This is a genomic window from Gordonia effusa NBRC 100432, assembly GCF_000241305.1.
In the GTDB taxonomy this organism is placed as follows: domain Bacteria; phylum Actinomycetota; class Actinomycetes; order Mycobacteriales; family Mycobacteriaceae; genus Gordonia; species Gordonia effusa.
Genome location: NZ_BAEH01000055.1, coordinates 17,028 through 29,082 on the forward strand (window position 1 = coordinate 17,028; position 12,055 = coordinate 29,082).

A 12,055-nucleotide genomic window follows, 5' to 3' on the forward strand; every position below is an offset into this window, starting at 1 on the left:
TTCCTCCAATGTCACGATTGGTCGTGCCCAGTCAGGTCGGAGACTGCGCGGAGCGGGTGAGAATGTCGGCGGCGACCCGATCAGGCACCTCAAGATGCGGGTAGTGCCCGACACCCGGGTACGAGACAAGGTCAATTTTGGGCAACCGCTTTGCGAGTGCAGACGCAACCGGACCCGAAACGGGATCGGCTGCCCCCCAAAGGAACGATAGCGGGACTCGGGTGTCAAGTGCGGTGTCGAGTTCCGAAGCCCGCTGCTTCCGTTCCGGGATATAACTCAAAAGACGCCGTTGTGTATCGCCGGCGCGCCCCGCGTGCGACATCGCGAGCCAGTGTTCGTGTGCGAGTTCGGCAGACAGTGGATGATCGGGGCCGAAAACTTCCGCCCATGCACGAGTGAACAAACGCTCATTCAGAAGTCGGAAGACGACGGCGCCGAGGATCGGGATCTGAGCGATCCGCTGGATCAGCCTCGGGTGATAATGCTCGGGAATCAGGCCAGCATTCATCATCACAACACGAGTCAGGCGCTCGCTGTGATGGGTGAGAAGAAGTTGCGCGACGATTGCCCCGTAGTCATACGCGACGATCGCACCCTCATCGATGCCCAGGTGATGCCATATGCCTAGGACCACTTCCACCTGTTCATCGAGACGGTACGTATGTCGTTGCGGTTTGTCTGATCTGCCGTATCCAAGGAAGTCGATCGCGATCACCCGATGATGTGCGGTGAGCTTATCCCAGAGCGGCGCCCAATCTAGCGACGACGTTGGGTACCCGTGCAGCATCGTTAGCGGCGACCCGCTGCCCCCTACCCGACAGAAAACATGCCGCTGGCGGCCCCCGACAATCAACGGAATCCTGGACCCACGATCCCACCAGAGCGCAGCCGATGTTGGAGTAACCATGTTATGATTATGCAGATCGGTCTAGAGAATACAAGGTGCAGATGATCCATCGAACCCTTCGGGCAGAATCTTGAACGCGGGGAAGCCGCGGGTGGCCCGGTCCACTGGGGCAACACGCGACCGTCTCATCGCGACAGCAGCTGAGATGTTCCGCGCCAAAGGCGTGACCGGGACCGGAACTCTCGAGATCATCAGTGCCGCAGGCGCGCCACGCGGATCGATGTACCACCATTTTCCCGGCGGGAAGTCCCAGCTGACGGTAGAGGCCCTGCGGTTCGAAAGCGCCCGGGTCTCCGCTGACCTGCAGAACCTCATCGACACCGGCTCCGACGCGTCGACAATCCTGGTGTCGTTCACTGAAGCGCTGGCGACGTCACTCGAAATTAGCGAATTCCGGCTGGGATGCCCGGTAACCACCGCGGCGCTTGAGCTGTCCTCCGAAGACCCCGAAGTGCGCGCAGTTTGCGCCGAGGCATACCGAACCTGGCAGTCGATGATCGAAGCACTCTTGCTCCAGAGATCCAGCAAGTCTGATCAAGCCGCCGCTGCCGCCGACGCCGAATTGATCCTGGCAACGATCGAGGGTGGCCTGCTGCTCGCCCGCGCCTACCAGGACACCAATACCCTGCGCCGGCTCGTGGGCAATCTCTGCCGGATCCTCGAGAGATAATTGTCGCGGGCCGGACACACCACGGACGCCCATGATGATCGACACCGTTGCAGCCCTTCGAACGCGGATGGAGGCGCTAGTCTGCCAGGTGTGACCTATGGCGTCCCGGACTCCACACTCGCGTTCGGGCACGCGTCCGGCTCACACGAAGCTACCGCCTGGGAATTAAGACCTCTACCTGCAGAAAGACGTTTCCATGACTGTTGTGAAGATCAACGCTATTTCCGTGCCCGAGGGCGCCGGACCCGAATTGGAGAAGCGGTTCGCCAATCGCGCACACTCCGTCGACGGCTCCAAGGGCTTCCTCGGCTTCCAGCTGTTACGCCCGGTCAAGGGCGACGACCGCTACTTCGTCGTGACGCAGTGGGAGACCGAAGAGGATTTCCAGGCATGGGCCAGTGGGCCCGCGCGCGAAGCACATTCGGGTGAGCGTGCCAAGCCGGTCGCCAGCGGCGCGGATCTGCTGGAATTCGAGGTCGTGCTCGACGCTCGCCCGAGCTGAGTTCAGGCAACCCCCTAGCCTCGAAATAGAACGTGTTCTACTATTTGCGTGTAGCCTCGCGTGAGCGAATTCACAGCGGGATCGACCGCGATAGACAACTGGAGCACACATGACTGACACCGTCGAAAGCGCCACCTCCGACCTTGTCGGAGGTGGTGATCAGGCGAATCTCTACATCGGCGGCCAATGGGTTGCCCCCCACTCGACGTCGGTGCTCGAGGTCTTCTCCCCCGCCACCGGCGCTCGCGTCGGGTCGACGCCAGAGGCCGACTCGGCCGATGTCGACGCGGCGGTTCGCGCTGCGCGCGCATCCTTCGACTCCGGCATCTGGCGCGATAAGACGCCGGCCGAGCGCGCCGCCGTCATCAACCGCGCAGCCGAATTGATCAACGAGCGCGGCGCGGATATCCAGAACCTGGTCTCCGCCGAGATGGGCGCATCTCCGACGGATGTCGCCACTTTGCAGCAGTTGCCGGGCACCGGTGTGCTGAACGGATATGCCGCTGCGGCGCTGGAATATCCGTGGGAGGAAAAGCGCGCCGGGCTATTCGGTGAAAGCTTGCTCGTCCGCGAGGCTGTCGGCGTCGTAGGCGCCATCACCGCATGGAACGTGCCGCTATTCCTGCTGTGTAACAAACTCGGCCCCTCGCTGGCCGCGGGCTGTTCAGTTGTACTCAAGCCCGCACCGGAAACACCGCTCGACGCTAACTTGATCGCCGAGATTTTCACCGAAGCCGGTGTGCCGCAAGGCGTTATCTCCGTGGTGCCGGGCGGCGCCGAGACCGGCAAGGCTCTCGTCGAGCATCCCGAAGTCGACAAGATCACCTTCACCGGTTCTACCGCCGCGGGGCGAATCATCGCCGCTCGTTGCGGCGAACTGCTCAAGCGCTGCTCGCTGGAGTTGGGCGGCAAGTCGGCGGCCATCGTGCTCGAAGACGTCGACATCGCTTCTGCCGCACCGATGCTCGCCTTCTCCGGTCTGCTCAATGCCGGTCAGGCATGCGTCGCGCAGACCAGAATTCTGGTCCCTCGCTCGCGCCACGACGAGATCGTCGAAGCAATCGTCAACGTAGCCAAGACTTTTGAAGCCGGCACCAATCTTGGACCGCTAATCACCGAGAAGCAACGCGGCAAGGTCGAGGGATACGTTGCCAAAGGCAAAGAAGAGGGCGCTACTGCCGTTTTAGAAGGCGGCCGTCCCGATGGACATGACAACGGATATTTCGTCACCCCAACAGTTTTCACCGGCGTGACCAACGATATGACCATCGCTCGCGAGGAAATCTTCGGCCCGGTCCTCGGTGTCATCGCCTACGACACCGTCGAGGAAGCCATCGCGATCGCCAACGACTCCGACTACGGACTCGCCGGCTCGGTATGGACCACCGACATCGCACGCGGCGTCGAGATCGCAAAACAGGTTCGCACCGGAACCTACGGAATCAACTGGTACGCAATCGATCCCGCCTCTCCGTTCGGCGGTTACAAGAACTCCGGCATCGGCCGCGAGAACGGCCGAGAAGGACTCGAGTCTTACCTCGAGCACAAGTCGATCCTGATGCCGATGGGGTATTCGTCGGAAGGATAGGCTCGCTGACGCATTCGGCCCCGGCCTCAGAGGCTGGGGCCGTTCGCTGGGGAAAAGGAAAACCCGCCCCCAGAGGGGAGCGGGCGGTATGCAGACAATTCTAGCACAGCTGATCGGCGCCACTGACTCGCCGACTATTCGCTCACCAGGGATCCGGCTTGGAGATCTTGCCGCTCACCCTCTCGGGCAATTGGGAACTCGTAAAGTCTTCCGAGGACAACTGATACCACCAGTGACCTCCCGCGCCATCGCGTCGGTCGCCACTGAGCCCGCCGGCGGGGTAGCCCTTCGTCGGGTTCACCATTCCTATCGGGATCTTGTTCCTCGCGAACGTGATGGGAAACTTCAGGTCACTGTCATTGCTAATGACAACCGCCGCATCGACTTTTCCACTCAGCGTGTCTACCAGCAGGTGAGAGGCCACGTTCACATCGGATCCCTTCTCTTCCCGCCGAGCCACCTGGACCATGAAGTACGAGTCAGGAGCATCGGCGTGCGTCGCGCTTTTCACCATCAACGGCCCATGTGGCCTGACGACTTGGGGTCGGTTCTTCTTGTCTGGCATCGCCAATGGAGACCTAGACAGGCGCGATACGTAGTTTCCGAACTCAATGTGATCGACCGAGTTAGTTTTGACAAGCGCCCGCAAGTACACATCTTGCTCGCGTTCCCCCGCAGGATTGTCACGCCCTGAAACACGGGCTGTGCAGTAGACGATGTGGTTAATCGAGTAATCGACCCACCCAGAATTGGTTGCTGTGATCCGTTTGGCGAGCGCCCTCAGATCAAGCCACCGCCACCCTTTGGTATCGGCAGTGTGTTGGAACTTGCCCCCGTAATAGAGATTGAATCCATCAATGTAGACGCCAACTCGCATACGGAGAGATCCTGCCACACAAGCGACATTCGGTCTCCGTCATCGAGTAGACAAATAGCCAAGTTCGGACTGGATCTACGTGGGCCGCTCTCCCGTTTGCGTCGACATACTTGGACGAATCACCTCGTCGGCGTACCGCTTACCCCAATCATTGAGAGCGCTCACAAACGGCGCCAACGCACGGCCCTGGTCAGTCAGCGAGTACTCAACCTTTGGCGGTACCTCTGGATAAGAGGTACGCCGGACGATCCCGTCGCACTCGAGTTCGCGCAACTGTCGCGTCAACACACGAGGCGTCACCGGGCCGACGGCGCGGCAAAGCTCCCCATATCGCATAGTTCCGTCGAGCAGATTCTTGACGATCGTCATCTTCCACGAGCCGCCCAAGACCGCGATACTCACCTCGACCGGACACACTTCATAGGCCCGTCGGACGGGTTCACGAAGTTCACGCTCGTCGTCTGACATCTCCACACCTCCCGGTCAATGCACATCAGCGTTCATATGGACGATAATGTGCATACTACCGGCGATGCCCTTAATGGGCTATTCAGTGGATATGAGCGAACAAGTGCAACAGCAGGTCGGCGTCACGTCGCGCCGGCTCATCCATCCAGCGTGGCGAATGACCGCGCTCGCCGCAGCCGCCCTACTGGCGGCCGGTTCGTACACGACGATCGCTGGTCTCATTACCGAACCTCTCGTCATGGCGGGGGGATGGAGTCGGGCTGACATCGGCATCGCAGTCGCCATCAACATGGTTCTCTACGGTGCGATAGCACCCTTCAGCGCGGCATTGATGGACCGTTACGGATCACGCTCCGTCGCCGTCACCGCGCTTACCCTGCTGGCGCTGAGTTCAACGCTTCTCGTTACCGCCACACCAAGCGCTGGATGGTTCGTCGTCTGGTGGGGCGTTGTCGTCGGAACCGGCACCGGCTGCATAACAATGGTCTTCGGCGCCACCGTCGCCAATCAATGGTTCGCCGATCGAGTCGGCTTTGCTACCGGAATATTGACCGCCGCCAGCGTCGTCGGACAGTTCGCTCTACTCCCCGTGCTCTCAACACTTATGGCGCACCACAATTGGCACGCACCAACCGTCGCCTGCGGCGCTCTGTCGACTATTGCCGCGCTCCTCGTCGCGGCCGGTCTTCGAAACAACCCTGCTGACGTCGACGCCGCCAGATACGGGGAATCCACACCCGACAGAACCCTCGAAACACCCAAAGCCAACGCGGCCGCACGCACGTTGCACGTTCTGGTTAGTTGTCTACGCAGCCGACCATTCTGGCTTCTGGCCCTCATGTTCTTCTTGTGCGGCGCAACCACAAATGGACTCATGTGGTCGCATTTCACTCCCGCCGCGCACGACCACGGGATGGCACCGACCGCGGCGTCGAGTTTGCTGGCTCTTGTCGGATTCGCAAATATCGTTGGCACCGTGTCGTCGGGCTGGCTGACCGACCGTGTTGAACCTCGGGTACTGCTCGCCGCCTTATTCGTTGTTCGCGGAGTGACACTCGCGTCGTTACCCACGATATTCACCAGCAACATCGATCCCGCACTAATCACCTTTGCCGTCGTCTTCGGAATTCTCGACGTCGCGACTGTCCCACCCACCATCTCGTTGTGCCGACACTATTTCGGTGTCGACGGCGCACTCGCCTTCGGCTGGGTTAACGTATTCCACCAGCTCGGCGCTGGAGCGATGTCTGTCTTTGGCGGAGTAATCCGTGAAAACGACGGCTCCTACACACTCGTCTGGATCGTCGGAGCGGCAGCGTGTCTTGCCGCCGCAGTTATCAGCGGAACTGTTGGGCCGCAAAAGAACTCGATGCCGATATCCTCAACTGCCACCCGGGCGAAGTAGCGCGCGATCATCCTTCGGGATAGAAGAGGAAGAGCGTGCATCCCGCGGGGCTAGCCGGTATATGCCACGACCCTGCCGGTGCATGCAGGAACGTGCCCGCTGGATATTCACGCGCCCCGTCGTGAAAAATTCCGTCGACCACATACACCTCTTCCGGCCCCGGGTCGTGGACATCTCGGCGTGGCCAGGCCGAGCCCGGATCCATCTCGAGAATATTCGCGTGGGCTCCGTTATCACCGGTCCATAATCGGCGGACACGAACTCCAGGGAACACGTCACTGGCGCGCATCTCAGATGCCAGTACGGCGCTATAACCAGGTTGCTCAAGGATCTCTGCGTTCATTCCCCCAACGTGCCAGCAAGTGCGTCGCCCGGGCAGAGCCCAGCTGGACGAAATGCGGCACTTTCTTGCCATGCACCGCGTTGTTGCCCTGGCACAACCAATCCAGCCGACCTTCGAACTGGACTGCGCATTCGAAATCTTCGGTCTGCCCCGCCCCGACGTCCCACAGCGGTACGACTTCACCATCTGCACGGAGAATCCAGGGCCAATACCAACTTCTGCGGGCTACACGATCCACGTGGAACGTGGTCTCGAGGCACTCGATTCCGCCGACACCGTGATCATTCCTGGGTGGATTCCGGTAACCGCACCACTACCCTCGCGGATCAAGACCTCGTTGATCGACGCACACGCACGCGGCGCACGCATCGCCTCGATCTGCTCCGGCGTCTTCGCATTGGCCCAAACCGGCCTACTCGACGGACGCACCGCCACGACGCACCCATCGCGTATCGATGAACTACACCGAGCATTTCCGAGCATCGACGTCGTCGAGACTCGATACGTCGATCACTCCGACGTAGCAACAAGCGCCGGAGCGACGACCGGGATCGATCTATGCCTATGCCTGGTCGCGGCAGACTTCGGCGAGGAACACGCGGGTCTGATCGCCGAGAGTATGGCGGCATCCCGGTCAGTCGCGGATAAACACCGCAGTGGCACAATCGAATTCGATGAGTTGACCGAATGGGTGGACTCGCGACTCGGGGACCGCCTCACGATAAGCGATCTCGCAGTTCGCCTCAACACTTCACCCCGAACACTCGCCCGTCGATGCACACTCGAACTCGGCATGAGCCCGGGGCAATGGCTGATCAGTAGGCGCCTTTCGGCCGCACAAACGCTTCTACGCGACACTGACTTAACCGTCGAGACGATCGCCCACCGGGCCGGGTTCGGTTCGGCTGTCAACCTGCGGCGACGTTTTCGGCACCATTTCGGGGTATCGCCGAACGACTACCGCAAACAGGCGCATTTTGACGTCGTCAAATTTTGAAGAGCCATATCGAAACCGAGCCTGAAAGGCCACCCGTGCCCGAATCTATCGATCTAGCGCAAAAGCTCGGCCTGTTCGACGAGCATTGGTCGCCCAAGAGGATTGCACAGCTCAACGACTATGACATCAAGGTCGTAAAGATTCTCGGTGACTTTGTGTGGCACTCGCACGACGACACCGACGAATTATTTCTCGTCATTTCCGGACGGCTCACCATCCAGTTCCGCGACCACGACGTCATACTCACCCCGGGCCAACTATGCGTGGTGCCACGAGGGGTCGAACACTGTCCCCGTTCGGACAGTGAGGTCACCGCATTGCTCCTCGAACCTGCGGGCGTCGTGAATACTGGTCAAGCTGGCGGCGAACTCACTGCCATCGTTGACGATATCTAACGCCCGGAGCAACTGCGAAACGAGTCACCGCCGCGCAACCCGCCGATGCAGGTTGATCGCCGACACCAAGAAGAAGATGCCGCCCAGGGTCGCGTATCCAGCCAAAATGGCAAGCGACGGTTCTGTTCCACCGGCCTGCGCGATGAAGCTACCGCCGGCGAGAACTGAGATCGCACCACTGAGGATCATTGCCCACTGGCCGCCAAGACGCCGACGCAGGACGGCGACTACCACCTGGACGATGCCGGCCGTAATCGCCCACGCGCCCCAGACCCTCAGCACAGCGGGGATGTCGATGCTGACGGCGACGACCAATCCGACTGCGGTCAGCAGACTCAATCCCATGTTGACGTAGAGCGGCCAGGTTGCCCGCGCTTCCCTCGACGATCGCAAGTCGAACACCGCGGCTCCGACGTCGAATAGGGGGTAGATCACGAGCAGGGCAATGCTCACCGAACTGAGCGTTGAAGCAGTCGCTACCAGTAGTCCAGCCCAGACGATGGCGAAGACGAACCGGGCGTAATACAGGTTTCGCAGCGAGTAAGTAGATGAGGTTGCTACGTCGTCGGGTGTAGCGCTGATCGTGGTGGACATTGAATCCTTCTTTCCGAGCGAGGCTGAAACTCATAGACAGAACGTTCGTTCTATGTGACTGTCTCTCATCAGCTCAACAAATGTCAAGAACGAACGTTCTATCTGATAGCCTCGCCGGTACTGAACAACAAGCGAGGTGACATGTCCGAAGCTCGAACACGCCTGGTGAACACGGCCAGCGAGCTGTTCTACACGCAGGGACTCCACTCAGTGGGAGTGGACCGCATCGTGGCCGACGCGAAAGTCACCCGCGCGACGATGTATCGCCACTTCCCTAGCAAAGACGACCTCATCGTCGGCTACCTCACGGCAGCGGACGAGGCCATTCGAGCGCAGCTACAGCAGGTCCGCGATCAGGGATTATCGCCGGCCGACACCATTCGGGCGGTTGGGCGCTCAATCGCGGACGGCATCGAATCTCCCGGATTTCGCGGATGCGCGTTCCTCAACGCCGCCGCCGAGTATCCCGACCCAGACCATCCAGCCCACCAGGCTGTGCTCACCCATCGCCAGTGGTTTCTGACGACCGTCATCGAGCTGTTCACCGCAACCGGACAGAGCAGCCCCGAATCCGCCGCCCAACATTTCGTCATGCTGCGCGATGGAGCGATGGCCGCCGGCTGCCTAACCGACCCGGCTCCCGTGTGCGAGACATTCCGGAACGGAATAGAGCGCCTGCTCGACTGATCACCCGAACGAGGCCAACTCAAAAATCCCCCGAAACTTGGAGTATCCCCCGTTGCGACAGGGGATTCTCCAAGTTCCGGGGGGGATTCTGTGCGAGAGTTCCAACTACCCTGTCGGCACCGGCACCGACGGCGCGGGGACCGAACTCGACGCCGGCGGCAACGGCTTGGCACCCGGAGGCGGAGTCGTTTCCTTCGAAATCAATTGGCGCAGAGTGGTATCCGTCAACACGTCGATATTTTGAATCTTCCAGATACCACCGGTACGGATCATGTCGAAGGTGACGCGACTCGGATCTACCCGCACATCTTCCTTATTGCCCCGCGACACAGACTGATTGACGAAGATCAGCACCTTGGCCGTATCACGCGTGTTCTCGACGACGCCGGCATCCTGCACCACCGCGGATGAGACGATGTTGTCCTTGCGAACCGTGTCACCGTATTTGGGCTCCACCGTCCATTGCTTGTACTGCTTGGCTGCTTCCCCGGTTACGAATGTCTGCGACCGCGTGATGTGATCATCGATATTCTTCGGGGTATAGCCGAACATCGTTGTCGCATAATCCTTTGCCGACGATACCGCCGACTCACGTGCCTTCTCGGTGCTGCGCGCCGAGAAGTACGCGACACCGAGGACCACTGTCACAGCGATCGCCGCCACCAGTGCCACACCGTAGACCGTCCACGCTATATTCCTGCGGCTCAACGCTTTTCGATTCGCCACTACGTCACCCACTCGAAATTCGTCATCTTGAGCTGACCGTTGATCCGCGTCATGTCGACCCGCCACCGGTACGTCTCGACCACCAATTCGTCATTGGGATTATCCGGCTTAGAGGTCCAACCGAACACCATAATCGCTGAGCCTCGATCCGGCTCGGCACGTGTCACCGCGGTACTCAAAACCGTTGTCTTAGTGTTTAGTTTGCCCTGCTTGACGAGTTCGACCGTCTGGTTGGCTGCCTGTTCCATCTGCTGTTTGGCATAGCCGCTGGTCTGCTCGAGCAAGGTCTTCTGCAACCGTCCGGCATTCGACGGTGTCAGGGTCGTCAGATTCACGGTCACCTGCTCTGCGAACGCCGAGTACTCCGCACGCAATTCGTCACGCTGATCGGCGCGGTATTTGCCGATGCCGAACAACGTACCGAGTACGAGTACCGCGACCAGCACGACACCCGCGAGAACACGCGAACCGATCCGAATTATCTTGTCCCGGTTGGCAGCCGCGCGTCGCACCTCGCCCGAGCGGCTTGCCGTCTTTGACGATCTGGCGCGAGTGCCGGCTTGGGGAGCCGAAGTTCTACTCTCGCCCTCGGCCGCCCGCGTGCGGGTCTTGCGCCGCTCCAGGAAGGACTTCTGCAACGGCGAGGCCTTCACCGGCACAGCGCTTTTCGCCGGCGTGGCACTCTTCTTCGGTGTGGCCGTGTCGGTTTCGCCAGGGGTGTCGGTGCTCTGCGCTGCTCCGTCGTCCTGGTTGGCTACGGTGTCGCTGTTACTAGGCTCTGCCATGTCGTATCTTTTCTTTGCGAGTCACTACCCAGACCCGCGTTGTATTTCTTGCCGTCAGGGCCGATGTAGTCGCCCGTCTTCGGATCGTACGATGTGCCGTATACCGCCGGAGCTGAGTCATAGCTCGATGGGTTGGCCGGCACGATCGCGCCCTGCGGCACTATCGTTGGCTTCTTCGCCGAACTCGGCCGGTTAGCCGGGCTCGGCGTGGTGGTCTGCGGCTGCACATTACCGGGCAACCTCAAACCGAACGGCAATCCATTCGGCAGGGCGACGTTCTCGCCCTTGGACTTATAGCCGGTGCGGCATTCCGCTGGCGACGGCGCCCGTCGTCCGGGGTATTCCATACACGGAAAATTGCGCGCCCCGCGCACCGCGAGTTGGGAGTCTTGCGGCACGCGGCACAGCATACCGGCAGGCAGGTCGCGCGGCGTCTGAGCGCCGCCACCACGCCATTGGGTGAACGGCAGAAAGCCGACGGTACATGTGCCCGGATCTTGGAAGCCAAGCGCGAAGTCGACATTGGCTCCATACCGGTCGCTATCGCCGGTATTGACCACAGTGGTCAGCGCGTTGATGAGTCGCGGGTAGATCACCACGATCTGTTGCAGGTTCGGATGGTAGATCGCCAGTGTGCGGGCGGCGGTCGACAGGTTGTTGACCAACAGCGGCACCGACTGATTCATCGAATCGAATAACTGCTGAGTCTGGCTCGCCACCCCGGGTCCCTTGACAAGGATGTCGGTGATCTCCGGTTTGTTGGCCCGCAGCTGATCGGTCACCTTGGTGACACTCGCCGTCCACGACCTGATCTCATCCGATGTCGCGGTTTGCGTTGCCAGGATATCGCCGGCCTGACGAACCAAATCGATTGTCGCATCAGAGTTCTTGTTGGCGTCGTCGACAAGCAGCACCATCGAGTCGAGAAGGCGCTGTAGTTGTTCCCCGCTCCCGTTGAACGCGGTGAACGCCTCGTCCATCAAATCGCGCAACTTGGTGTCGCCCACCTGATTCAGCAGCTTGGTCGCCTGGTCGAGCATCGTCGAAATCTCAACCGGCACATCCTGCGAACTCACCACTGAACCGTCGTATAGCTTGGCGCCGTCGCTAT

At 60.5% G+C, this 12,055-nt stretch carries 15 protein-coding genes; 7 read left to right on the top strand and 8 right to left on the bottom strand.

Annotation, left to right across the window (positions count from 1 at the left end):
* Positions 1-31: 31 nt before the first annotated feature.
* Complete coding sequence (locus tag GOEFS_RS10315; protein WP_083837291.1) at positions 32-907, bottom strand: alpha/beta fold hydrolase; 876 nt, start codon at positions 905-907, stop codon at positions 32-34.
* A gap of 91 nt (positions 908-998) precedes the next feature.
* Between GOEFS_RS10315 and GOEFS_RS10320 the strand changes: the two genes are divergently transcribed.
* From GOEFS_RS10320 to GOEFS_RS10330, 3 genes are all read left to right on the top strand, one after another.
* Entirely contained in the window at positions 999-1,577 is a 579-nt protein-coding gene (locus GOEFS_RS10320; RefSeq protein WP_040524900.1) for a TetR/AcrR family transcriptional regulator, read from the top strand.
* A gap of 196 nt (positions 1,578-1,773) precedes the next feature.
* Positions 1,774-2,079 carry an antibiotic biosynthesis monooxygenase family protein gene (locus GOEFS_RS10325; RefSeq protein ID WP_007317847.1) on the top strand — a complete coding sequence of 102 codons (306 nt, stop codon included), beginning with the start codon at positions 1,774-1,776 and terminating at the stop codon, positions 2,077-2,079.
* 109 nt (positions 2,080-2,188) lie between these two features.
* Positions 2,189-3,667, top strand: a complete 1,479-nt coding sequence (locus GOEFS_RS10330) for an aldehyde dehydrogenase (RefSeq protein ID WP_007317848.1) — start codon at positions 2,189-2,191, stop codon at positions 3,665-3,667.
* A gap of 142 nt (positions 3,668-3,809) precedes the next feature.
* Here the strand turns inward: GOEFS_RS10330 and GOEFS_RS10335 are convergent, their stop codons facing one another.
* Together GOEFS_RS10335 and GOEFS_RS10340 are read right to left on the bottom strand one after the other, a co-directional pair.
* The gene (locus tag GOEFS_RS10335) at positions 3,810-4,544 is read right to left on the bottom strand and encodes an NYN domain-containing protein (protein WP_007317849.1); all 735 of its coding nucleotides are present in this window, start codon (positions 4,542-4,544) and stop codon (positions 3,810-3,812) included.
* Positions 4,545-4,619: 75 nt separating this feature from the next.
* The gene (locus tag GOEFS_RS10340) at positions 4,620-5,012 is read right to left on the bottom strand and encodes a winged helix-turn-helix transcriptional regulator (protein ID WP_007317850.1); all 393 of its coding nucleotides are present in this window, start codon (positions 5,010-5,012) and stop codon (positions 4,620-4,622) included.
* A gap of 91 nt (positions 5,013-5,103) precedes the next feature.
* On the opposite strand from GOEFS_RS10340, the gene GOEFS_RS10345 reads away from it, so the two are divergent.
* On the top strand, positions 5,104-6,417 hold the full coding sequence (locus tag GOEFS_RS10345; protein ID WP_245549818.1) for an MFS transporter: 1,314 nt from the start codon (positions 5,104-5,106) through the stop codon (positions 6,415-6,417).
* 7 nt (positions 6,418-6,424) lie between these two features.
* Here the strand turns inward: GOEFS_RS10345 and GOEFS_RS22860 are convergent, their stop codons facing one another.
* The gene (locus tag GOEFS_RS22860; protein ID WP_007317852.1) at positions 6,425-6,760 is read right to left on the bottom strand and encodes a cupin domain-containing protein; all 336 of its coding nucleotides are present in this window, start codon (positions 6,758-6,760) and stop codon (positions 6,425-6,427) included.
* 70 nt (positions 6,761-6,830) lie between these two features.
* Here GOEFS_RS22860 and GOEFS_RS10350 point away from each other — a divergent pair, with 70 nt between their 5' ends.
* Positions 6,831-7,757 carry a GlxA family transcriptional regulator gene (locus tag GOEFS_RS10350; RefSeq protein WP_040524912.1) on the top strand — a complete coding sequence of 309 codons (927 nt, stop codon included), beginning with the start codon at positions 6,831-6,833 and terminating at the stop codon, positions 7,755-7,757.
* A gap of 35 nt (positions 7,758-7,792) precedes the next feature.
* Positions 7,793-8,152 carry a cupin domain-containing protein gene (locus GOEFS_RS10355; RefSeq protein WP_007317854.1) on the top strand — a complete coding sequence of 120 codons (360 nt, stop codon included), beginning with the start codon at positions 7,793-7,795 and terminating at the stop codon, positions 8,150-8,152.
* Between the two features lie 24 nt (positions 8,153-8,176).
* Here GOEFS_RS10355 and GOEFS_RS10360 read toward each other — a convergent pair whose 3' ends face one another.
* A complete protein-coding gene (locus GOEFS_RS10360; RefSeq protein ID WP_007317855.1) occupies positions 8,177-8,746 on the bottom strand; it encodes a hypothetical protein in 570 nt (189 codons plus the stop codon).
* Positions 8,747-8,887: 141 nt separating this feature from the next.
* Between GOEFS_RS10360 and GOEFS_RS10365 the strand changes: the two genes are divergently transcribed.
* Entirely contained in the window at positions 8,888-9,433 is a 546-nt protein-coding gene (locus tag GOEFS_RS10365; RefSeq protein ID WP_040524914.1) for a TetR/AcrR family transcriptional regulator, read from the top strand.
* Positions 9,434-9,538: 105 nt separating this feature from the next.
* Here the strand turns inward: GOEFS_RS10365 and GOEFS_RS10370 are convergent, their stop codons facing one another.
* The 3 genes from GOEFS_RS10370 to GOEFS_RS10380 form a co-directional block, all read right to left on the bottom strand.
* Positions 9,539-10,159: a hypothetical protein gene (locus GOEFS_RS10370; protein WP_007317857.1), complete on the bottom strand. Its 621-nt coding sequence runs from the start codon at positions 10,157-10,159 to the stop codon at positions 9,539-9,541.
* Entirely contained in the window at positions 10,159-10,944 is a 786-nt protein-coding gene (locus GOEFS_RS22455) for an Rv1363c family protein (RefSeq protein ID WP_007317858.1), read from the bottom strand. Before GOEFS_RS22455 ends, GOEFS_RS10370 begins: the two co-directional genes overlap by 1 nt.
* Positions 10,914-12,055: MCE family protein (locus tag GOEFS_RS10380; protein ID WP_007317859.1), on the bottom strand; the 1,142-nt coding region annotated here is incomplete at its 5' end. The genes GOEFS_RS22455 and GOEFS_RS10380, both read right to left, overlap by 31 nt.